Here is a 22,826-nt window from a genome sequence, read left to right as displayed (position 1 = left end):
TGAGGATTTTATGCAAACTTGGTATAGTATCATTCCGAAAAGTCCTTGGCTTAGTATTTACATATGGATTATTTTTTGTATCATGCCGTTCTTCTTTATCGTAAGAGCGTTTAGTCCGCTCTATGTAGGGCTAGGCATTGTACTCATTTTGCTTTATTTTTTATGCCATAAGTTTTCGTTTCAATCGAAAAGTGGGCTTGTGTACATGTGGATTAGTTTTCAAATGGTGCTCAACATCGTGATGACATTGCTGTTTGGCTATATTTATTTATCGTTATTTACAGCACTTTTCATCGGCAATATCCGTCAAACAGTGGGCTTTTATATTATGTATGGTCTTCATATTGGCTTTACGGTGTTGTCGATTGTAGCAGGGTATTTTATTTTTCTTGAACTGTTTTTATCGCAGACACCGTTTATCATTATTGCAGTCATCGGGGTTGTGTTATTGCCGTTTACATTATATACGCGCAATAAGCAGGAGAATTTAGAAAGCGAGCTTGAAACAGCGAAAGACCGTATTTCAGAGTTAATCATTCACGAGGAACGTCAGCGAATTGCGCGAGATTTACATGATACACTCGGTCAAAAATTATCGATGATTGGGTTGAAAAGTGACTTAGCTGCTCGCCTCGTTGAAAAGAACCCACAACAAGCGATTAGTGAAATAAAAGATATTCGTCAAACTGCTAGTATTGCGCTAAAAGAGGTACGTGAATTAGTCGCGGATATGCGAGCAGTCAGACTAGAAGAAGAGCTATTTCGTGTGGAACAAATTTTACGAGCAGCAGAAATCGAGTACGAGCTTATTGGCGATCCGCAAGCGATTCAAATGCCGGTACTAGCAGAAAACGTAATAAGTATGTGCTTAAAAGAAGCGGTGACTAATGTCGTCAAGCATAGTCACGCAAGTAAATGCATTGTCGAACTTGTGCGAAATGAAAATGTATTTATGCTGGTTGTCAAGGACAACGGCGTAGGCTACGAGGAAACATTTGCGTTAAATGGCAGTGGATTGAAGGGGATGCGTGAGCGAATTGAGTTTTTAAACGGATCGGTAGACATAAAAAAGGCTCAAGGTACAGAGCTCATGATTTGTATACCTGTTACGATTACACATCAAAAGGGAAGTGAAGAAGTATGATTCGAATTGTCATAGCAGAAGATCAAGGTATGCTACTCGGGGCTATGAAATCACTACTTAGTTTGGAAGAGGATATGGAAGTTGTGGGCCTTGCGAGAAACGGTGAAGAGGCGATTGAACAAGTACGTACACTGCGCCCCGATATTTGTATTATGGATATCGAAATGCCGGTCAAAACAGGGTTAGATGCAGCGGAAGCGTTAAAAGATGAAACATGCAAAATTATTATTTTAACGACATTTGCCCGTCCAGGCTATTTTGAACGTGCGCGAAAAGCAGGTGTGCGCGGTTATTTATTAAAGGATAGCCCAATTGAAGAGTTGGTGAATGCCATTCGCATTATTACGGATGGGCGTCGTATTTATGCACCAGAGCTAGTTGACTTTGTGTATGAAGATGATAGCGAAAATCCGTTAACAGAGCGAGAGAGCCAAGTGTTAGAGCTTGTGGCAGAAGGCAAGACGACGAAGGAAATCGCAGCAGAATTGTTTTTATCAGCAGGGACCGTGCGTAACTATATTTCCACGATTTTAGATAAACTCGGTGTAGGTAATCGAATTGAAGCCATTCAGCGCTTTAAAGATAAAGGGTGGAATAAATAGTACAGCAGAGGATAATACCCCTGCTGTTTTTTTTATTTGCGTTTGTGTTGAGGGGGAGCGGTCAAAACGGGTGTGTAAGCGAGCAAAAGGTACCCGTATCCGGTCAAAACGAGTGTGTAAGCGAGCAAAACCAAAGTGTATGCGAGCAAAAGATACCTGTATCCGAGCAAAATGAGTATGTATGCGGTCAAAAGGGGTATGTAAGCGAGCAAAAAGGAGCCGTATCCGAGCAAAACAGGCGCTTATGCGGTCGAAACGAGGTTAAGTGAGCAAAACGAGTGTGTGAGCGGTCAAAACAGAGCTGTATCCGAGCAAAACATGTGCGTATCCGGTCAAAACACAAAGTTATCCGGTCAAAACAGAAAAAACGGTAGAGAACAACCCTCTACCGTTTACTGTTCAATTATAGGCTATCGCCGAAATCTTCGCGGAATTTTGCGGCTAATTGTTCTGGCCAATCTGTGACTGCATCTAATTTACCGAAGAAGAAGCGTAATACAGATGGTTCTTCTACGAATGCCATACCACCGATTAACTCGCGGTTGTCATATAGCCAAGCGATGCGGTCTACAGCGTATTTTACTTGCGATAATGTGAATACGCGGCGCGGCATAGCCATACGTACTAATTCCATATGAGATAATGTTTCATTACCGTTTTCAGCGCGTTGCTCAGACATCGTCCCGCGCTCCATCCCGCGTGCGCCACTTGCGATATAAATGGCAGCCGCTAAAGCGCCAGCTGGATACGCTGTTTGCGGCACGTGTGGTAAGAATCTAGAAGCGTCGATATGACAGCCTAAACCACCCGCAGGCGTTACGACTGGTACACCTTTCTTCTGTAATTCTTCCGACATATAAGCGATGAATTGAGGGCCTTGTGAAATATATTGCTCATCCATTGTTTCTTCAAGACCAACCGTAATTGCTTCCATTTCACGTACAGACATCCCGCCATATGTTAAGAAGCCTTCGTATAATGTGATGTATTCGCGCATTAATAAGTAATCTTCTTCGCTATTTGTACAAATACCGCCACCACGAGCAAAACCTAATTTACGTGCAGAGAAATAAAGAATATCTGCTTGGTCGGCTAATTCACGTGTGATTTCACGAATTGATTTGTCTTTACAAGATTCCTCACGCTCTTTAATGAAGTGTAAGTTATCTGCTAATAAACTAATATCGTATACAAGTTTCAGATTATACTTATTACATACCGCACGTACTTGCTTTAAGTTTTCAAGTGAGTGTGGTTGCCCCCCGATTAAGTTCGTACCTGATTCAACACGGATAAAGGCGATTTTGTCTGCACCGCGCTCTTCGATTAACGTTGTTAACTTCTCGATATCCATATCTCCTTTGAATGGATCTTCGGATACTAAGTTTAATGCTTCATCTTTAAATACTTCTTCTACCGCACCGCCATTTAATGTTACGTGTACTTTTGATGTTGTGAAGTGGTAGTTCATCGGGACCGTTGTGTCAGGTTTTACATACACTTGTGAAATGATGTTTTCACAAGCACGACCTTGGTGTGTTGGTAAAAAATATTTTGTGCCGAAAATTTCTTGGACTTTGCTTTCTAATTTTGTAAATGTAGCTGAACCAGCATAGCTATCATCTGCTTCTAGCATCGCGGCTTGTTGACGGTCAGACATGGCATTTACACCGCTATCTGTTAGCATATCCATGTAAACGTCTTCATTTTTTAATAAAAACGTATTATAACCCGCTTCTTTCATCGCTTTTACGCGCTCTTCCACAGGTGGTAAATTTAATTTTTGTACGATGCGTACTTTGTGCATTTCTAATGGGATCGTTTCGCCAGAATAAAATTTAATTGTCATGGTTTCTTTTCTCCTTTAACGCTTCAATGCGTCGATGTAATGAATTACCAACTATTGTACACTAAGAAAGAGTTATGTTGTTGGAAAATTCAGTTTTCTAAAAATAATAAAAAATGAAGGCTTCCGAAATTTCCGGATAACCTTCATTGGTTTCGTTGTTATTTGCGTTTGGATAAGCGGCCTAAAAGGAAGGCGCCTGCTGCCACAGCGAGTAATGTGTTTGTTTTTTTGTTAAATACTTGTTTTGTGACAAGGTTGATATTTTGCGGACGCTCTGCAAGACGACGCATAAAGTAGCCGTACCAATCCTCGCCGAATGGTACATACGTACAGAAACGATAGTGGTTAGCAAGTTCTTTTTGCATGTCTGTACGGAAACCGTATAGCATTTGGAATTCAAACTGATCGTTTGGGATGTTGTGGTCAGCTACGAATCGTTTCACATGCTGGATTACGTTATGGTCATGTGTCGCAATGGAAGTGAACTTACCATGTAATAAGTGGTATTCGATCAACTCTAAGAAATTGATATCAATATCTAGTTTATCTTGGTACGCCACTTCTTCCGACTCTTGATAAGCGCCTTTGACGATGCGAAGGCGACAGTCTTTCAACTGCTCGATGTCTTCTTTGGAACGGAACAAATACGCTTGTATGGCAGTGCCGACATTATCAAATATTTTGTTCAATTCTTTTAATATATCAAGTGTTGGTTGCAGTCGCTCGTAATTTTCCGTATCTAAATTGACGAAAATATGATACTGCTCGGCATACTCGACGATTTCGCGTAAATTGTCATAGCAAAAATCGATGTCGATATCTAAGCCTACTTGAGAAGGTTTTACTGAAATATGTGCATGTAATCTGTGTGTGTGAATGGCGTCAATGACGTCTAAAATTTCATCTTTTGCTTCTGTTGCAACGGTTTCATCAACAACGAATTCCCCAAGTCGATCAATCGTTGCTTCAATGCCATTCGCGTTTAATTTTTTGACGCTATCAATCATTTCTTGTACGTTTGTCCCTGCTACAATACTTTGCGCGCCAAGTTTTAAGCCGTATTTTTGAGCTGCTGTGTTGAGCAGTTCGTTTTCCGACAAGTTCATCAATACATCTCGTAATACCATCTAGAACCCCTCGCTTTCTTTACCTAAATTATAACATAGCAGGGTATAACACCCGCTATTTTTTCAACACATCGATTCGCTGCATACGATCGTTAAATAATGTCGGATAGACGAGGAAGCCTAAAATCACACTCGCTAACGTCGCACATGTTAATAACGCAAAGATAATTAAAATTTGAAATTGTACGGCTTGCACGGGATCGGCGCCCCCGATAATTTGACCACTCATCATGCCAGGGAGCTGAACAAGCCCAATTGTTTTTTGGGCTTCGATCGTTGGAATCATACTCGCCTTAATCGCTCCCATTACATGACGATGTACCGCCTGTTTGGGTGTACCACCAAGCGATAAAATAAGTTCAATTTCATCTTCATTTGACTCAAGCTCTGCACGGAAGCGGTTTAAAAATAATATTGAAAGCACCATGGCATTGCCGATCATCATCCCACTAATCGGAATAATGTACTGAGGTGTGGCAGGAACAATATTCAGTCCAAGTAGTACACCTTGTGTGACAAGTTCGACCGTTATTAATGTGATGGCGATTTTCCACGTAATACCGGGAATGCCGACACCTTTTTTTCGGGCATTTAACGTAGCGACGACAATCATCACCGTAATCATCAGCAAAATATAGATCGGGCTATCTGTTGCAAAAATAAAATGCAATACATAACCGATGACGAGTAGCTGAATAATAGAGCGCACGGTTGCAACCGTAATATCTTTTTCCAGACCAAGCTTCAATGTTTTCGATAAGACAAATGGAATGAGTACAAAAATCAAAGTCAGAGAAAGTGTACTGTACGTCATCGTGCACCTCCGCGTAAAAACTGCTGAATCGCAGGGATATTTGAGTGCTCGAGAATGGACACGTCCCCGCTTGCGATGAGTTTGCCGTCTTGCATAATCCAAGTGAAATCGCTGAGTGTCCGAGCTTGCTCAAGATTATGTGTAATCCAAATAATCGTGACGCCGTATTTACGATTAATATGTAAAATTAGCTCTTCAATTTCTCTTGTGGAAGTGGGATCAAGTGCAGATGTAATTTCATCGAGCAATAAAATGTCAGATTGATTCACAAGTGTACGCGCAATGGATAGCCGCTGTTTTTGTCCACCTGATAGTTCTGTTGCCTCTCGTGTTAAAAAGGAGGCATCTAAATAGACATCCTCTAAAAAAGAAATGGCTTCCTCTTGTGGTAACGTCTCTTGTTGTAATTTTCGCGGCAGTGCTAAATTTTCATAGACGCTCGCTCGAATAATAGGGGAGCTTTGCAGTACGATCCCAACCTTTCGTCGTAAATGTGTCGGTTCGTATGTATGGATGGCTTGCCCTTCGATCATAATCTCTCCGGCTGTAGGCGCAAGAAGGCCGTTACACATTTTGAGTAGGGTTGTTTTGCCAGCACCGGAAGGACCGACAAGTGTTGTAATGCGTCCTTTAGCAAAGGTACCGGTAATGTTTTGTAAAATTATCCGGTCTTTCACCGAAAAGGAAAGATTCTTTAGTTCGATTGCTTGTTCTGTCATTCTAATGAAGTCTCCCTCATATCTTTTTCTTTCATTATAACCTAAAAAAGTGCAGACGAAGCTTAGGGGGACTTCGCCTGCACTTGACAACTTGATGAGGGGATCAAGTTTTCGGGTAATTATGTTTGAAAGATTTGGGGTAATAAGAAAGCTATACTTGTTTTTCTTTTACGTGTGTCCCAAGTGTTGTTAAGCGCTGTGCAAATGTATCGCTCTTACCACTCAGACCGCGGAATACATCTTGTTGGAATTCGTAGGCGTGTGAGCCGTGTTCAGCTATATCTAGGCCTTCGATTTCCTCTTCCCGTGTGACGCGTAATGGGACGAATAATTTAATCATGCTTAAGCTCAAGGCTACTGTGACAGCCGTCCATGCGATCACAGCTAAGACGCCGATTGCTTGCACGCCTAACAGTGTTGCACCACCGCCGTATAGTAAACCACCTCCACCAGCTACGTCGAATAAACCGACAGCTAACGTACCCCAAATACCACACAGCCCGTGAACGGCTACTGCACCAACTGGATCGTCAACTTTTAGCTTCCATTCGATGAAGCGTACACCTTCTACTAAAATGACACCGGCTAGTAAACCAGTAATGATAGCGCCTACTAAGCTTAAGTTCGCGGCACCTGCTGTAATGCCAACAAGCCCAGCTAATGCCCCGTTTAATGTTAAGGAACCATCCATTTGACCATAGCGGAATTTTGTATAAAAAGCTGTTGCAACAATGCCAGCTGAAGCAGATAAAAATGTATTGGCAATAACGCTAGGAACGAGTTCTGGATCGGCTGCTAATGTTGAAGCGCCGTTAAATCCAAACCACCCTAACCAAAGAATGAAGACGCCTAATGCACCTAGAGGAATGGAGTGACCGGGAATAACATTGATTTGTTTGCCTGCATATTTCCCTAAACGTGGACCGATCATCGCGGCTGCTACTAATGCCCCGACAGCACCTGTTAAGTGAACGACCGTTGAACCGGCAAAATCGATAAAGCCTAAAGCTGTCAGCCAGCCGTCACCTTGCCACACCCAGTGACCAACAACAGGATAGATAAATAAAGTCATAATGACAACGATGGCGATATAAGCGGAGATATTTGCGCGTTCTGCAACAGCACCAGAAATGATGGTTGCACATGTTGCGGCAAACATGGCTTGGAAAACGAAGAGGGCGATGTCGTCTACACCTTGTAAGGCGAAACCGGAAGTACCGATAAATCCACCGGCGGTATCACCGAACATAATGGCATAACCGGCTAAGAAATAAACAATCCCGCCAATTGAAATCGTGAGTACATTTTTCATTAAAATATTGATGGCGTTTTTGGAACGTGTAAAGCCTGCTTCTACCATGGCAAATCCAGCATGCATAAAGAATACTAAAATAGCACCAAGCATTACCCAAACTAAGTTAATCGAAAGTTCTAACGCTTCAACTGTCATATTAATCTCCTCCTTTAATCAATGGCCACAGAGCCAACTTCTTTTGTACGAATACGAATGGCCTGTTCGACGGGGTAAATGAAAATTTTACCGTCGCCGACTTGACCTGTGCAGGCGTCTCGCAAAATCACGTCTACAATTGCTTGCACTTTTGCGTTATCTACTACCATTTCGAGTTTTAGCTTTTGCGAAAATTCCATTGAATATTGATTACCGCGGAATAGTGCTGTGCGTCCTTCTTGGCGACCACAGCCTGCGATTTCAGAAATGCTTAGTCCGTCAATCCCTTCTTGTGCTAAGCCTTCACGTACCGCAGCGAAAACTTCCGGACGGATAATGGCTTCAATTTTTTTCATGCTCAACAACTCCTTATGTTAGGTTAATTAACATGTTAAAGGGTGTGGATGTGAAAATCAATAGTTGTATGTCATAAAAACTGACATGTATTTTCGATGGAATTTATCGCATTGTGAGATATAGCGATTAAATGTTGATGGCATGAGGATTTAAAAGAAAGTATAGGTAAAAGAAATCGTAGTGAATCGGTATTCACATGAAAATATGTAACAAAAACTTACAATAGAAAGTGGGCTGAGATGTTTCATGCCTCGTAACGGATTAAATGGTGTATACTAGGACTAATTATGTTTCGGAAGAAGGGACTTTTTTTAATGAAAGCAAGATATGAAGACGATAGCTTAACACTGCACACAGATTTATATCAAATCAATATGGCAGAAAGTTACTGGGCGGAAGGTATCCATAATCGGAAAGCGGTATTCGAACTTTATTTCCGTAAATTGCCATTCGGAAATGGCTATGCTGTATTTGCAGGACTGGAGCGTATGCTCGACTACTTAAAAAACTTCCATTTCACAGCATCGGATATGGCGTATTTACGTGAAGAACTAGGTTACAAAGAAGATTTTTTAAATTATTTAAAAGATATTCGTTTTACGGGCTCGATGTACTCAATGGTAGAGGGAGAGCTGGTCTTTGCGAATGAGCCGATTGTCCGTATCGAGGCGCCATTAGTGGAAGCGCAGCTAGTAGAGACGGCCTTATTGAATATTGTCAATTTCCAAACGTTAATCGCTACAAAAGCGAGTCGTATTAAACAAATTGTAAAAGATGAGGTAGCGATGGAGTTTGGTACGCGTCGTGCACAGGAAATGGATGCAGCGCTTTGGGGGGCGCGTGCAGCTGTAATCGGTGGCTTTGAATCGACGTCGAATGTCCGAGCGGGGAAACGTTTCGGCATACCAGTAGCGGGTACACATGCTCATGCACTTGTCCAAGCATACAAAAATGATTATGATGCGTTCCATTCGTATGCAAAACGTCATCGTGATTGCGTATTTTTAGTCGACACATACAACACATTAAAATCGGGTGTGCCAACCGCGATTCAAGTGGCGAAGGAATTAGGAGATCAAATCAATTTTATCGGTGTTCGTTTAGATAGTGGCGATATTTCCTTCCTATCAAAAGAAGCCCGTCGTATGTTAGATGAGGCTGGATTCCAGGATGCCAAAATTATCGTCTCAAATGATTTAGATGAGTATACGATTTTAAACTTAAAAGCACAGGGCGCGCGCGTCGATATGTGGGGCATTGGGACAAAGTTGATTACCGCTTACGATCAGCCAGCTTTAGGTGCTGTATATAAAATGGTGTCGATTGAAAATGAAAAAGGTGAAATGGAAGATACAATTAAAATTTCTGCCAATGCTGAAAAAGTAACAACACCAGGATTAAAGCGTGTTTACCGCATTATTAATAAAACAAATGGTAAATCAGAAGGCGATTATATTGCGATGTCAGATGAAAATCCACAGGCAGAAGAACATTTAAAAATGTTCCACCCTGTGCATACATTTGTCTCAAAATTTGTGACAAACTTTGAAGCGAAAGATTTGCATGTAGAAGTCATTAAAGACGGTAACATTGTGTATAACAATCCATCGCTGTGGGAAATGCGCCAGTATGCATTTGATAATTTAGAATTATTATGGGACGAATATAAACGTTCACTCAACCCAGAAGAGTACCCGATTGATTTAAGTCAAAAATGTTGGGATAACAAAATGCGCAATATTCAAGAAGTGCGTGAAATGGTTGAAGTGATGGAAAAGCGATAATTTGAATAAAAAGGAGCGGTGAGTGATGTCGGATCTACAAAAGCGAATTATCGAAGAGTTACATGTATTACCAGAAATTAATGTAGAAGAAGAAATACGTAAATCCATTGATTTTATGAAGGCATATGCAAAAAAACATAGCTTCGTAAAAGGCTTTGTATTAGGCATTAGTGGTGGACAAGATTCAACATTAACAGGCAAGCTTGCCCAATTAGCGGTGAATGAACTAAACGAAGAAGCGGGCGAAAAGAAATATACATTTATGGCCGTACGTCTCCCGTATGGGGAGCAAGCAGATGAACAAGACTGCCAAGACGCGCTTGATTTTATTCAGCCTGATCAAATTTATACCGTGAATATTAAAAAAGCGGTCGATGCGAGTGTTCGTGCGTTAGCAGACGCGGGTGTTGAGCTAAGCGACTTTGCTAAAGGGAATGAAAAGGCACGAGAACGCATGAAGGTGCAATTCTCGATTGCGGCGATGAATAGTGCCGTTGTCCTTGGAACAGATCATGCAGCAGAAGCGATTACAGGGTTCTTCACAAAGTTTGGGGACGGTGGCGCAGATTTAATGCCTATTTTCCGTTTAAATAAACGCCAGGGCAGACAGATTTTAGCGCACCTCAACTGTCCTGAACATCTTTATTTGAAAATACCGACGGCTGACTTAGAGGAAGAGCGACCATCCTTACCAGATGAAGCGGCGCTTGGGGTCACGTATGAGCAAATTGATGATTATTTAGAAGGAAAAGAAATCCCGAAAGAAGCGCGTGAAGTGTTAGAGGGGCATTATGTACGTTCACAGCATAAACGCCACTTACCGATTACCATATTTGATGATTTTTGGAAATAAATAATGACTTTTTGCCGTACTAGAAAAAATCTAGTGCGGTTTTCTTTATTTATAGGAATATTTGTCGATACAAATACCTAAGAACAATAGAGAATGGAGGGGTGGTACAATGAGAACATCGCGTGTCAGTATGGCCGCATCAAGCACCTATCGCAATGCGAAACGCTATTTAGAAACGGAAGAAGCGTTTACGTTATTTAATGATGGTAGCTCACTTGAACATTTCAATGAGCGACAGCAAAAAAAGCAAAAGAAGCAGAAAAAAGCACCGGCCACGAAACCTGTGCTCGTCAATAAAAAACAGCATGTATTAATTAAAGGGATTCAGTTTGATGCAGATACAGTGACGATAGTACGTAATCACTTATTGCACCAATCGCTCAACATTAACTATCTTAACAATATGAAACGTCGTCATCATACGTACCGTACGTCTATATAATCACCTGAACCATTTGTGTTTAGGTGATTTTTTTATTGTTAGCATTGTATGGGAGCAAAACGAAGGGGTATCGGGTCATAAAAAGAGATAAAAATGAAAAATGGAATTATTTATAAAAAGTTTTTCAAACATTTCACATCAACTTTCATTTTATTTCACAAATACCTAGTAAAGTAATAAGCAGATAGGATATGAATGAAAAGGGGTTTAAAAGATGAAAAGATTTAAACATGTACTTGTAGCAACAGGTATCGTAATGGCACTTGCTGCATGTGGCAATGAAGAAGTTTCCAAAGAAGAAGATACAGCAGCACCACAAACAGAAGTAGAAGAAGATGCATCCACAATCGTTAAGCAAGAAGAAGTAGCATCACTGGCGGACCCACGATTACAAGAGCCAACAGAGGATACGATTTGTGAAATGTGTAATATGAAAGTATACACAAAAGAACATGAACTTGGTGTATTCTCAGCGCAAGCGATTAAAGCAGACGGTTCGATCGCTTTCTACGATGATATTGGTTGTTTATTAAATGCTGAACTAGCGAATAATGAAGAAAACGATAAATATGTACGTGACTACAACACATTAGACTGGGCTTTAGTAGAAGATGTGACAATCGTGAAAACGGAAATAAAATCACCGATGAACTGGGGTTACATCTACTTCGTGGACAAGGCTGATGCAGACAAATATATCGAAGAAAATCCAACAGCTCATGTAGAAGAGCTACAAACAATCAAAGATGCGGCGAAAAAACGACGTGAAGAAAAGATGAAAAATATGGCTGAAGAAGGTTCGATGGATATGAATCATTCAGATGAAAGTAATATGGATGATTCAACAATGGAAGAAGACCATAATCATTAATCCGAGGCGACTAGAAGAATTTCTTCTAGTCTTTTCGGCGTTATGTGAGGTGAGGGCATGAAAAAAATAGTTTTGCTGCTTTTGTTATTGTGCATCACGGGCGCATCGACAGGAGCCGCGCAAGCAGTGGATTTGCAATCGCAAATTGATGCAGCGGAAGAAGGAAGTGTCATTCAACTTGAAAAGGGTGTATACGAAGGGAATGTTGTCATCACGAAATCCATTTTTCTAGAAGGAGAGAAAGGGACCGTTATTAAGGCACATGCGGATACCCCTGCTATTTTGATTGAAAACGCCAGTGATGTCGCTGTTCGCGGTATCGACATTGAAACGCTCGGGACAGGCATTACGGTGCGCCGCTCGAATGAGGTTAAGCTTTCCAACATTAACATGCGCGGTGTGGATACCGGTATTCAAGCGTATAATTCGCAACATTTGTTATTCAGCTCTCTTGAGATTGAGGGAAACGCGAAGCATTATGCCAAAAAGGGAAATGGAATAGGGGTTTATAATAGTGCCTCGGTTGAACTGTTCGAAAACACGATCAATTCCGTGCAAGACGGTTTTTATATTGAAGGTGTCCAACATATTACGATTCACGAAAATACGGTGACGAATAGTCGTTACGGCACGCATTTTATGTATAGTGAGAACGGTGATATTCGCCGCAACATGTATACACAAAATGTGACGGGGCTCATGGTGATGATGACGGAAAATATCCAGGTAAAACAGAATGATGTGTCTTATCAGGATGGTTTTAATGGGACAGGGATTACATTATATGATACGAAAAATACACTACTCCAATCGAACAACATCGAGGGCAATCGTATTGGGGTGAGTGTGCAAAAAACGATGGATGTAGAGCTATTAGAAAATACGTTTCACATGAATCAAACGGCACTGGAATCGGTCCGTTCAGAAGAGTCGAATACAGCGATGCAAAATCAGTTCATGGGCAATCTTGTCAATGTTCGCTCCGATCAGCAAGGGCTACATTTAGTAAACAACTATTATGATGATTATAACGGCATTGACTTAGACGATAATGGTACGGGAGACGAGGCGTATGTTGCGTTGCAAAGCTTTGGGCAATGGATGGTGCGAAAGCCGGTATACCAATACTTCATTGAATCCCCGAGTGTCGTGCTGCTCAATACAATTGATAAACAAACGAACACCACATCGAAAGTGTTGCTCGTCGATGAATCGCCTGCAACAACGAAAAATCAAGGACACACAACATCGTTCCAGCTGCAGTTACCGCAGCTCGTGATCGGATTATTATTACTTATTGGATGTATAGTCGTATATAGAAGGAGTGTCAGCATATGAAATGGAAATGGTTCATTTTAATAGCGGTATTATTACTTGTAGGTTGCTCGGAAAAAACGTATGAGCCAAAAGAGGTAAATCCAGAAACCGATATTTGTAAAGTGTGTAATATGAGTATTGCGCATGAGGACTACGCAGCACAGCTTGTGTTTAAAAATGGAGACTATGAAATGTTTGATGATATTGGTTGTTTAATGGAGTTTCTAGAAGGCACGGAAGAATCAGAAGTGGGCGCGATGTTTATGAAGGATATGACGGACAACGAATGGATTGATGTCAAAACAGCTACATATATTTACTCAAAAGATTACTGGACACCGATGAACTACGGTGTGCTAGCGTTTAAAACGAAAGAAGAAGCAGAGCAATATATGGCGAGTGAAGGCGACGGGGAAATGCTAGCATTTGATGATTTGAAAACATTTAATTGGGGCGTTCATCATTGATTCAACGTATGTTCATCACACTTGAATGGCGACAAATGCTTCGTAGTAAATGGCTGTTACTCGTCGCACTTTTATTCGCAGTTGTCTTTGTGGCCATCGTGATGATTCAGCAAATGGCGTTACCTGATGTGGAAGGGTTTACGCGTCAAACGGCGTCCTTTTTAAACTTATTATTATTTTTGCTGCCGCTTTTTGCACTAACAATCGGCAGTATGAGCATCGCAGGGGATATTGAATCGGGCTGGTTTTCTCTATTAAAAACATACCCGCTGACACTTTCGCAATATATTATCGGGAAATTTATTGCCCTATGTGGCGCGTTCTTCTTTATTATTGCATTTGCATTTGGTGTGGTGCTCCTACTTGGTGGTGTGTTGGGTGGTGTACGTTTACCGCTCGCTTTTGTTGTGTTAGCCCTTTGTTTAATCGTCATTAGTTCAGCATTATCAATTTTTATCGGAAGTGTCGCGAAAAATCGGTTATATGCGCTGGCGATTTCACTTGTCGTGTGGGCATTGTTATTGTTGCTTCTATCGTATATGTTAATGGCGGTTGGCACGATTGTCGCTGGCCATGTATTGCAAAAGCTCACGATTGTGATGATGCATATTAATCCAGTGGAATGGCTGCGCTTTGCATACTTTGTGTTAGCTGATCAAGCAACGGTACTTGGCCCAACGTATTACGATATCATCGCCTTCTATGAATCAGGGCTAGGGATGGTCGTCTTTACTGTCGTGACCATCGCATGGGTCGTCGTACCGCTCATGGCTAGCATCTATGTGCTACGGAAAAATGGGGTGAAGAAATGATTGTACAAGCGCAAGGATTGAAGCAAGTATACGGGAACGGGCGCGGTCTACATGAAGCGACATTTGACATTCCAAAAGGGCGTATTATTGCACTGGCAGGCGGTAACGGGGCAGGGAAAAGTACGCTCATTCGCATGCTGACAAAGCAAGAAATGCCGCAGCAAGGGCAGCTCGTTTGGCATGAAGAGAAACCAATTCGCTATATGCCAGACGATGTCGATTTTCCGAATACATTAACAGCGGCAGAAGTGTTGAAACTATTAGCCTCTTTAAAGAAAGCAACAAAAGAAGAGCAACAGCATGTCTTGAAACGAGTTGGGTTATTTGAAGTGCAAAAACAGACAGTACGCCATTTTTCAAAAGGGATGCGCCAACGTCTGAACTTAGCGCAAAGTTTACTTGGCGGGGACGGTTTACTCATTATGGATGAGCCGACGAATGGACTGGACCCGTACTGGATTGCGGAACTCAAAAATATTATTCGCGCAGAAAAGGAACGCGGGAGTACGATTATTTTTTCGACGCATATGCTGTCGTTTGCGGAGCAACTAGCAGATGATGTCATCGTTTTACATGAAGGCTCGGTACTCGTGGCAGGAGAGCTGCAACAATTATTACAAGAACACGGCTTCACGGAGCTAGAACAATTATGGCTATCAAAAATTGGGTTAAGTGAAGTACAACCTCATCAATAATTTTCACCTACACAATCCATACTAGGCTTTGAGGTGAACGATGCTATGCCAATGTTAAATATAAAAGGAAGTCATATGTATTATACGGTCAAAGGTGAGGGCATACCGATTGTGTTGATCCATCCGCCATTACTGACAAGCGCCAATTTCATATATCAAGTAGAACAGTTATCGAAAAAATATAAAGTCATTACATTTGATATGAGAGGGCACGGCAGAAGTGTCTATTCCGAACAACCGCTCACCTATTCGCTCATTGTGGAAGATATCATTTGCTTATTAGATGCGTTACAAATCGAGAAAGCGTTTATTGGTGGTTATTCAACAGGTGGCACGATTACGCTAGCATTTTTATTGGCGCATGCGGATAGGGCATTGGGTGGTATCGTCATTAGTGGGATGTCAGAGGTAAAGGATGCATGGCTAAGGCAACGTATATCGATGGCGATAACATTAGCTAATCGTAAGGCGTTACCCTTTTTATCACGTATCATTACACGGGGCAATGCGAACAATCGACAAATGTTTAGGAAACTGCACGGAGAAGCGATCTGTGGTCATGCGCGGAATATTAGGCAATATTATGAGTATAGTGTGAATTATCGTTGTACGAGCGAGCTTCAAAACATTCAGGTACCTATTTTGCTTGTCTATGGTACAAAAGATAAATCATTTCATCCATATGCCCGTATGTTACATGAAAAGTTACCATCTAATAAGTTGGTTTTTCTAGCAGTACATCATCAAATTCCGACAAAGGCAGCGACTACATTAAATAACAAAATCGATGCGTTTATTTGTAACGATAGCGTTTAGTGGTAAGCGTTGTATGGAATGATATATGCCTTAAAAGGGTGTTCAGAAAGGGAAAACTGTCTGAACACCCTTTTTAAAAAGATAAGAAAGTATAAATTTTTCAAATTGAAAGCGTGTCTAGCGCAAGCGGACCAGCCCCTCGTGACGTTTCGAAAGTCTCTTCGTGTGCAAGCACACTGTGAGCCTATCTCCCACGCATGTCGGGGCTAGAGTGGGCGCTTACGCTTTTCTTAAGATGGCTCGCCTAAAAGTTACAAAAACCCCCTCTTTCCCTGCAAACTGCGTATTTCTCCAACGGTTTCCGATTCCTATCGGCTAAGGAATTTCTATATGATAAGAAGAGCGTTTTCATGCATAAGACGGGGTATAAGTTGTATTCCCCAAGTGTTTTCGTTATGCTTACATTAGTTTGAAAAATGCAAAAAATTGTTATTTACCGCTGAGGGGGTTTATCGATGCAGCAACAAATACAGGCTGTCATTCACAATATAGAAAAAGTCATGATAGGAAAACGTGACATTGCAGAGCTTAGCATTGTCGCGTTATTAGCAGGGGGACATGTCCTGCTAGAAGACGTACCGGGTGTCGGAAAAACGATGATGGTGCGGTCGTTATCAAAGTCGGTTGGTGCGGATTTTAAACGGATTCAATTTACGCCAGACTTGCTGCCGTCAGATGTAGTCGGTGTGTCGATTTATAATCCAAAGACATTACAATTTGAATTTCGACCAGGTCCGATTGTGGGCAATATTATTTTAGCGGATGAAATTAATCGGACATCGCCGAAAACACAAGCGGCATTACTAGAGGCAATGGAAGAAGCCTCTGTCACAATTGATGGGGAAACGCTCGAAATTCCGAAGCCATTTTTCGTGATGGCGACACAAAACCCCATTGAATATGAAGGGACGTATCCACTACCAGAAGCTCAGCTAGACCGCTTTTTATTGAAAGTGAGAATGGGGTATCCAACAGCACAGCAAGAGATTGAAATACTACGCCGTGCAGAAAATAAAAAGCCGATTGAAGAAATTACACCGGTTATGACGATTGATGAGCTACGTGAGCTACAACACGCTGTACAGCAAGTGTATATAGAAGATGGTGTGAAAAGTTATATTGTCGATATTGCAAGAGCGACACGCCAGCACCCAAGAGTGTATTTAGGTGTGAGTCCACGTGCATCCATTGCGTTGATGAAAGCAGCGCAAGCGTATGCGTTTATGCAAAACCGTGATTTTGTCAAACCAGACGACATCAAGTATTTAGCGCCGTTTGTGTTTAGCCATCGTTTAATTTTAACGCCTGAAGCCCGCTACGAAGGAATCCAGCCGGAGCAAGTCATAGCGCAAGTGATCGAGCAAATTTTTGTGCCGGTGAAAAGGTTTACGGATTCATGAAAGCAACAGTAAAAATGATGCGGCAAACTGGCCGTTTTTTTACGGTCATCGGTTTACTCGTGTTAACATTTTGTTTTGCGATGTTCCAGGGTGGCTTTGTTAGTTGGTTTATATTCTTTACGGTGTTGCCTTTCTTGCTGTACTCGTTGACGCTCGCGATCATCCCGCTACGCATCGACAATGTAACACGTGATATTACACCGGCAACACGAGAGCGCGGCGATACTGCTACGATTACCGTCCGTTTTGACAATAAGTCGCTTTTCCCGTTTGTTTTCCTTGTCGTACGGGAACTAGATATGGATGAGCGATTTTACCATATCGCGGGGGGACGTTCGAGCAACTTATTTTTAGTCGGCTGGAAGCGACATTTCGAGTGGACGTATGAGCTAGAAAACTTGCAACGCGGGGAGCATATGTTTTCAGCTTTAGAGATGACCGTCACAGATTTTTTTGGTTGGGTTGTTCGAAAAAAAGTGATTGCACAACCGGACCGCCTGCTTGTGTATCCGAAAACGGTTGATATGCCGTATACGTCATTGCAAATGCAGTATGACCAAGGTGCTGTCGCAGCGAAATATGCTATCGTGAAGGATACGACGATGGTGACAGGGGTCCGCGATTATCAACCGGGCGATCGTTTCTCTTGGATTCATTGGAAGTCCTTTGCGAAAAACGGGGAGCTTCGTACGAAAGAGTTTGAGGATCGACAATCGCAAAGCTTATTTTTGTATATGGATTGTGCCACAACGCAGCATTTTGAGGAAGTGGTCGAATTGACAGCGTCCATGTTAAAGGCGATTGTGAAAAAGCATGGGGATGTCGCCTTCTTATCGGAAGCAGAGCGTTGTGTATTTTACCCGGCCGTACGAACGGAAGCCCAATTTGAAAATGTGATGCAGCATTTAGCGACGGTTACTCCGAATACAGAGTCTTCCATGGACATGTTACTTCGCAATGAACGCCAATTAAATAACTCGATTCTTCTTTTCGTAACGGGACACATAACCGATGAGCTAAAAATATTTTTAATGAATAGCTCAAAATATGCGCGTGCTGTTGTCTGCTTTGTTGTCGTATCGACGGAACAATATAAAGCACAAAAAGGCGCAGCACCACGCTTTATGAATGCGAAAGTCGTCTATGTAACGAAAGAGATGTTCAATCATGCCTTCGCGGAGGTGAATAAGCCGTGAAAAAAGATGTGATGCATTATGTGGAGTTAAGTTTGTACTATGTCATTCTATTTTTTATTTTACGTGAATGGTTAGTACCTGTTGTCGAATTAACATCAACAGGACATTTAAATCTCTTGTTATTATTTATTGTTCTAGCATTTGTGTTAAATCTATTCCAAGCACCGATTGTTGTATCGTGGCTCGTAAAGTTTACGTATATTGCTTGGTTTATTGTGCATGTTTATAGTGAGGAAAAACTATGGAGCGCGGCAGGCTTACAATTTTTACAGATCGATATAAAGCGTAACGTAGAAGTATTATTCGCGGGGCAATGGGAGGGCGTGACCGATCCATTCCGCTCCGTGCTCTTTTTCTTGCTTATTTGGATGCTCATTTATTTGATTCATCATTGGTTAACCGTCCGTATGACGATATTTTATTTCTTCGTCTTAACGGTATTTTTCATTGCGACACTCGATACGTTTACATCGTATAACGGTGCAATGGCAATTGTGAAAGTCGTGCTGTTAGGTCTGATTATGACAGCCTTCCTGTATATGAAACGTTTAATCGTTGAAACAGGAACTTCCTTTGCGTTTTATAAATATATGCGCTACATTTTACCGATTACCTTGGCAATTGGTGTGGTAGGGATGGTCGCCATTTTACTACCGAAAGCAGCACCGCAATGGCCAGACCCAGTGCCGTATATTAAAAGTTTATCTGGTACTGCTGGTTCAGGTGGTGCAGCTATTTCCAAGGTTGGGCTTGGGGAAGATGATAGCCGTCTTGGCGGGTCGTTTGAAGGCGATGATACGGTCGTATTTTACGTGCACGCACCAGAGCGTCAATATTGGCGTGTGGAAACGAAAGATTTATACACGGGGAAAGGCTGGGAGTCGACGTCCGATTTATATTCGCTTTTTGAAATTACAGACGGCAATGTTATGAATTCGGTCGGCTATAATGAGCAAGGCGATAGGAAGCGTGCGGACGTATTTCCAGCAGTCGTTGGTAAGGCTTATGTATTACAACCGTATGGTATAACGAATTTTTCTACTGAGCAACTAGGCATTACACTGCAGTTCAATCGCATAACGGAACGCCTAACAACAAAATTAGGCAGTATGGATACACCTGTAGATAGCTATAGTATCCGTTATAGTACGCCAGAATATAGCTATACCGAGCTGAAAACGCCGGTGACAGCGTCGGAATTAAGTACTGTGGACGAACATTATTTACAATTACCAGCTGAGTTGCCAGAACGCGTACGACAATTAGCTTTTGATATTACACAAAACCATAAAACGGGCTACGATAAAGCACGTGCGATTGAGCAGTATTTCAAACGAAACGGCTTTACGTATGACACAAAAGATGTGGCTATCCCAACAGAAGCGCAAGACTATGTCGATCAGTTTTTATTTGAAACGAAAATCGGCTATTGTGATAACTTCTCGACATCGATGGTCGTCATGCTTCGCTCCATCGGCATCCCAGCACGCTGGGTAAAAGGTTTTGCCAATGGGACGGAAACAGGGCGCTTTGACGAGGAGTTACGTGTTTTTGAAATTGAAAACAATGACGCACACTCTTGGGTAGAGGCGTATATCGACGGCGTGGGCTGGATGCCATTTGAACCGACAATTGGCTTTGTCAATCAGGCAGATATTAACTTTGATCTTGAAACAACGCAGTCAGAGGAATTATTACTCGAACAAGAGAAAGAGCAACAAGAGCTGAAGGAACAACAAGTCGAGGAACAAGCGGTACAACAAGAAAAAGCCAAAAAGCAGCAAAGTATCAGCATTGATTGGAAGTGGCTTGTGTTCGCACTACTCGCATTAGCAGGCGTTGGTTATCTATTATTTAGAAATCGACGGAAGTTGTTAGTGAAAATGCATGTCAGCAGACAGCGCCGACAACCGGCTAACGCGACAACGCTCCAAAAATCGTATAAAGTGTTGTTAAAACAACTGGAAAGCGTCGGACTCAAACGAGGGTCCAGTGAAACGCTGCAAGCTTTTGCTGCGCGTGTGGACGACTATTTCGGCACGAACGATATGTCTAAAATTACAGACTTACATGAAAAAACGATTTACAGTAAAGACACGACGAACTTTAATTTTGATGAAATTAAAGAAAGTTGGGAATATTTAATCAATCGCACAACCGGTTGATTTTACAGGGATTAAAGAGTAAAATTTAGAGAAAATCAATAATCACTGTGCCTTCATATAAGTCCGATAATACGGTTCGGATGTTTCTACTAAGTTACCTTAAATAACTTATCTATGACGGTAGGTTGTCGCATGGACTAAATGGACGGCCTACCTTTATATACTTGTAGATGAACGCGGGGATGTATTCTTTCGCGTTTTTTTATAATAAAGTGTTTAATTGTGCGATGCAGCACACAATAAGCTAAACGGTGAAATCTAAAGGAATAGATGGAAGCTACTAGCCAAATTAAACAAGCTTTTATACATGAGGCAATCAATATTAGAAGAGGTGGAAAACGTGTCAACTCCTTTATTAAAAGAGCAACAAAAAGTGGTCGTGCTTGATTTTGGTAGCCAATTTAACCAATTAATCACACGTCGTATTCGTGAATTTGGTGTATTCTCAGAATTACACCCACACACAATTACAGCAGATGAAATTAAAGAAATGAACGCTGTCGGGATTGTCTTCTCAGGCGGTCCAAACTCAGTGTATGACGACAATGCATTCAAAGTAGACCCAGCCATTTTCGAACTAGGTTTACCGATTTTAGGTATTTGCTATGGTATGCAGCTAATGGCTCATACAAACGGCGGAAAAGTAGAAAGCGCAGCAACGCGTGAATACGGTAAAGCTGAATTAACAGTGACAACAGATAACTTATTATTCGGCGACCTACCAAAAGAGCAAGTTGTATGGATGAGCCATGGTGACCACGTAACAGAAGTACCAGCTGGCTTTGAAGTGATCGCAACAAGCGCATCTTGTGAAATCGCAGCAATGGCGAATGTAGAGAAAAAATTCTATGCAGTACAATTCCACCCAGAAGTACGTCACTCTGTATACGGAAATGACTTACTGAAAAACTTCGTATTCAATGTATGTGAGGCAAAAGGCGACTGGTCAATGGCTAACTTCATCGAAATCGAAATCGCAAAAATCCGCGAGCAAGTAGGCAACAAGCAAGTACTTTGCGCATTATCAGGCGGCGTGGACTCTTCGGTTGTAGCGGTATTAATCCACAAAGCAATCGGTGATCAGTTAACTTGTATGTTCGTAGACCACAACTTAAACCGTAAAGGTGAAGTAGAGCAAGTGATGAAAACTTTCACAGAAGACTTCGATATGAAAGTGATCAAAATCGATGCACGTGAACGTTTCATGAACAAGCTAAAAGGTGTGTCTGATCCAGAACAAAAACGTAAAATCATCGGTAACGAATTCATTTATGTATTTGACGAAGAATCTGCAAAATTAGAGAACATGGACTTCTTAGCTCAAGGTACTCTTTACACAGACATCATCGAATCAGGTACAGCAACAGCGCAAACAATTAAATCTCACCACAACGTAGGTGGATTACCAGAAGACATGAAGTTCGAGTTAATCGAACCACTAAATACATTATTCAAAGACGAAGTACGTGCTCTAGGTTTAGAGCTTGGTTTACCAGAAGCAGTCGTATGGCGTCAACCATTCCCAGGTCCTGGTCTTGGTATCCGTGTACTTGGTGAAGTAACAGAAGAAAAATTAGACATCGTACGTGAAGCAGATGCGATCCTACGTGAAGAAATCAAAAACGCAGGTCTAGAGCGCGACATTTGGCAATACTTTGCGGTATTACCAGACATCCGTTCAGTAGGTGTAATGGGCGATGGTCGTACGTACGACTACGCAATCGGTATCCGCGGCGTAACATCAATCGACGGCATGACTTCTGACTGGGCACGTATCCCTTACGACGTATTAGAAAAGATTTCTGTACGTATTGTAAATGAAGTGAAGCACGTAAACCGTGTGCTGTATGATATTACTTCTAAGCCACCAGCGACGATTGAATGGGAATAGGGCTTTATTCCTAAGGTGCTTAGAACGTTGATACAACAGCTTTTGTAAGGTGTTT

The 22,826-nt window shown here is 41.8% G+C and carries 21 protein-coding genes and 1 riboswitch; of the genes, 15 read left to right on the top strand and 6 right to left on the bottom strand.

Going from position 1 to position 22,826, the window contains the following annotated elements; genetic code table 11:
• Positions 1 to 10 precede the first annotated feature (10 nt).
• The gene (locus tag ACQQ2I_RS18210; protein ID WP_431028170.1) at positions 11 to 1,144 is read left to right on the top strand and encodes a sensor histidine kinase; all 1,134 of its coding nucleotides are present in this window, start codon (positions 11 to 13) and stop codon (positions 1,142 to 1,144) included.
• A complete protein-coding gene (locus ACQQ2I_RS18205) occupies positions 1,141 to 1,746 on the top strand; it encodes a response regulator (RefSeq protein WP_431028169.1) in 606 nt (201 codons plus the stop codon). The genes ACQQ2I_RS18210 and ACQQ2I_RS18205 overlap by 4 nt, the downstream gene beginning before the upstream one ends.
• Before the next feature lie 403 nt (positions 1,747 to 2,149).
• Here the strand turns inward: ACQQ2I_RS18205 and ACQQ2I_RS18200 are convergent, their stop codons facing one another.
• The 6 genes from ACQQ2I_RS18200 to ACQQ2I_RS18175 form a co-directional block, all read right to left on the bottom strand.
• The gene (locus ACQQ2I_RS18200) at positions 2,150 to 3,595 is read right to left on the bottom strand and encodes a tryptophanase (RefSeq protein WP_431028168.1); all 1,446 of its coding nucleotides are present in this window, start codon (positions 3,593 to 3,595) and stop codon (positions 2,150 to 2,152) included.
• Positions 3,596 to 3,753: 158 nt separating this feature from the next.
• Positions 3,754 to 4,722 (bottom strand): proline dehydrogenase family protein, encoded by a 969-nt coding sequence (locus ACQQ2I_RS18195; protein ID WP_431028167.1) that lies wholly within the window; start codon positions 4,720 to 4,722, stop codon positions 3,754 to 3,756.
• Positions 4,723 to 4,777: 55 nt separating this feature from the next.
• The gene (locus tag ACQQ2I_RS18190) at positions 4,778 to 5,536 is read right to left on the bottom strand and encodes an ABC transporter permease (protein ID WP_431028166.1); all 759 of its coding nucleotides are present in this window, start codon (positions 5,534 to 5,536) and stop codon (positions 4,778 to 4,780) included.
• Positions 5,533 to 6,255, bottom strand: a complete 723-nt coding sequence (locus tag ACQQ2I_RS18185; protein ID WP_431028165.1) for an ABC transporter ATP-binding protein — start codon at positions 6,253 to 6,255, stop codon at positions 5,533 to 5,535. The genes ACQQ2I_RS18190 and ACQQ2I_RS18185 overlap by 4 nt, the downstream gene beginning before the upstream one ends.
• Before the next feature lie 151 nt (positions 6,256 to 6,406).
• Positions 6,407 to 7,705 (bottom strand): ammonium transporter, encoded by a 1,299-nt coding sequence (locus tag ACQQ2I_RS18180; protein ID WP_431028164.1) that lies wholly within the window; start codon positions 7,703 to 7,705, stop codon positions 6,407 to 6,409.
• 14 nt (positions 7,706 to 7,719) lie between these two features.
• A complete protein-coding gene (locus ACQQ2I_RS18175; protein ID WP_391375199.1) occupies positions 7,720 to 8,061 on the bottom strand; it encodes a P-II family nitrogen regulator in 342 nt (113 codons plus the stop codon).
• 315 nt (positions 8,062 to 8,376) lie between these two features.
• Between ACQQ2I_RS18175 and ACQQ2I_RS18170 the strand changes: the two genes are divergently transcribed.
• The 13 genes from ACQQ2I_RS18170 to guaA all read left to right on the top strand — a co-directional run bounded on the left by ACQQ2I_RS18170 (position 8,377) and on the right by guaA (position 22,771).
• Positions 8,377 to 9,846, top strand: coding sequence for a nicotinate phosphoribosyltransferase (locus tag ACQQ2I_RS18170; RefSeq protein WP_431028163.1), 1,470 nt, complete (start codon positions 8,377 to 8,379; stop codon positions 9,844 to 9,846).
• Between the two features lie 25 nt (positions 9,847 to 9,871).
• On the top strand, positions 9,872 to 10,699 hold the full coding sequence (gene nadE, locus ACQQ2I_RS18165; protein ID WP_431028162.1) for an ammonia-dependent NAD(+) synthetase: 828 nt from the start codon (positions 9,872 to 9,874) through the stop codon (positions 10,697 to 10,699).
• Between the two features lie 109 nt (positions 10,700 to 10,808).
• Positions 10,809 to 11,141, top strand: coding sequence for a hypothetical protein (locus ACQQ2I_RS18160; RefSeq protein WP_431028161.1), 333 nt, complete (start codon positions 10,809 to 10,811; stop codon positions 11,139 to 11,141).
• Positions 11,142 to 11,355: 214 nt separating this feature from the next.
• On the top strand, positions 11,356 to 12,012 hold the full coding sequence (locus tag ACQQ2I_RS18155; RefSeq protein WP_431028160.1) for a nitrous oxide reductase accessory protein NosL: 657 nt from the start codon (positions 11,356 to 11,358) through the stop codon (positions 12,010 to 12,012).
• Positions 12,013 to 12,069: 57 nt separating this feature from the next.
• The gene (locus tag ACQQ2I_RS18150) at positions 12,070 to 13,350 is read left to right on the top strand and encodes a NosD domain-containing protein (protein ID WP_431028159.1); all 1,281 of its coding nucleotides are present in this window, start codon (positions 12,070 to 12,072) and stop codon (positions 13,348 to 13,350) included.
• Positions 13,347 to 13,796 carry a nitrous oxide reductase accessory protein NosL gene (locus ACQQ2I_RS18145; protein ID WP_431028158.1) on the top strand — a complete coding sequence of 150 codons (450 nt, stop codon included), beginning with the start codon at positions 13,347 to 13,349 and terminating at the stop codon, positions 13,794 to 13,796. Before ACQQ2I_RS18150 ends, ACQQ2I_RS18145 begins: the two co-directional genes overlap by 4 nt.
• On the top strand, positions 13,793 to 14,608 hold the full coding sequence (locus ACQQ2I_RS18140; RefSeq protein ID WP_431028157.1) for an ABC transporter permease subunit: 816 nt from the start codon (positions 13,793 to 13,795) through the stop codon (positions 14,606 to 14,608). Before ACQQ2I_RS18145 ends, ACQQ2I_RS18140 begins: the two co-directional genes overlap by 4 nt.
• The gene (locus ACQQ2I_RS18135) at positions 14,605 to 15,303 is read left to right on the top strand and encodes an ABC transporter ATP-binding protein (RefSeq protein WP_431028156.1); all 699 of its coding nucleotides are present in this window, start codon (positions 14,605 to 14,607) and stop codon (positions 15,301 to 15,303) included. The genes ACQQ2I_RS18140 and ACQQ2I_RS18135 overlap by 4 nt, the downstream gene beginning before the upstream one ends.
• Positions 15,304 to 15,348: 45 nt before the next feature.
• Positions 15,349 to 16,119: an alpha/beta fold hydrolase gene (locus tag ACQQ2I_RS18130; RefSeq protein ID WP_431028155.1), complete on the top strand. Its 771-nt coding sequence runs from the start codon at positions 15,349 to 15,351 to the stop codon at positions 16,117 to 16,119.
• 455 nt (positions 16,120 to 16,574) lie between these two features.
• Positions 16,575 to 17,519, top strand: coding sequence for an AAA family ATPase (locus tag ACQQ2I_RS18125; protein ID WP_431028154.1), 945 nt, complete (start codon positions 16,575 to 16,577; stop codon positions 17,517 to 17,519).
• The gene (locus tag ACQQ2I_RS18120) at positions 17,516 to 18,715 is read left to right on the top strand and encodes a DUF58 domain-containing protein (RefSeq protein ID WP_431028153.1); all 1,200 of its coding nucleotides are present in this window, start codon (positions 17,516 to 17,518) and stop codon (positions 18,713 to 18,715) included. The genes ACQQ2I_RS18125 and ACQQ2I_RS18120 overlap by 4 nt, the downstream gene beginning before the upstream one ends.
• Positions 18,712 to 20,880: a transglutaminase TgpA family protein gene (locus ACQQ2I_RS18115; RefSeq protein ID WP_431028152.1), complete on the top strand. Its 2,169-nt coding sequence runs from the start codon at positions 18,712 to 18,714 to the stop codon at positions 20,878 to 20,880. Before ACQQ2I_RS18120 ends, ACQQ2I_RS18115 begins: the two co-directional genes overlap by 4 nt.
• 33 nt (positions 20,881 to 20,913) lie before the next feature.
• Positions 20,914 to 21,015: riboswitch (purine riboswitch) on the top strand.
• A 172-nt stretch (positions 21,016 to 21,187) separates the two neighbouring features.
• Positions 21,188 to 22,771, top strand: coding sequence for a glutamine-hydrolyzing GMP synthase (gene guaA, locus ACQQ2I_RS18110; protein WP_431028151.1), 1,584 nt, complete (start codon positions 21,188 to 21,190; stop codon positions 22,769 to 22,771).
• The last annotated feature ends 55 nt before the right edge of the window (positions 22,772 to 22,826 follow it).

It is taken from the genome of Lysinibacillus sp. LZ02, from assembly GCF_050613145.1.
Classification (GTDB): domain Bacteria; phylum Bacillota; class Bacilli; order Bacillales_A; family Planococcaceae; genus Lysinibacillus_B.
This window is presented reverse-complemented; position numbering and strand designations above follow the sequence as displayed.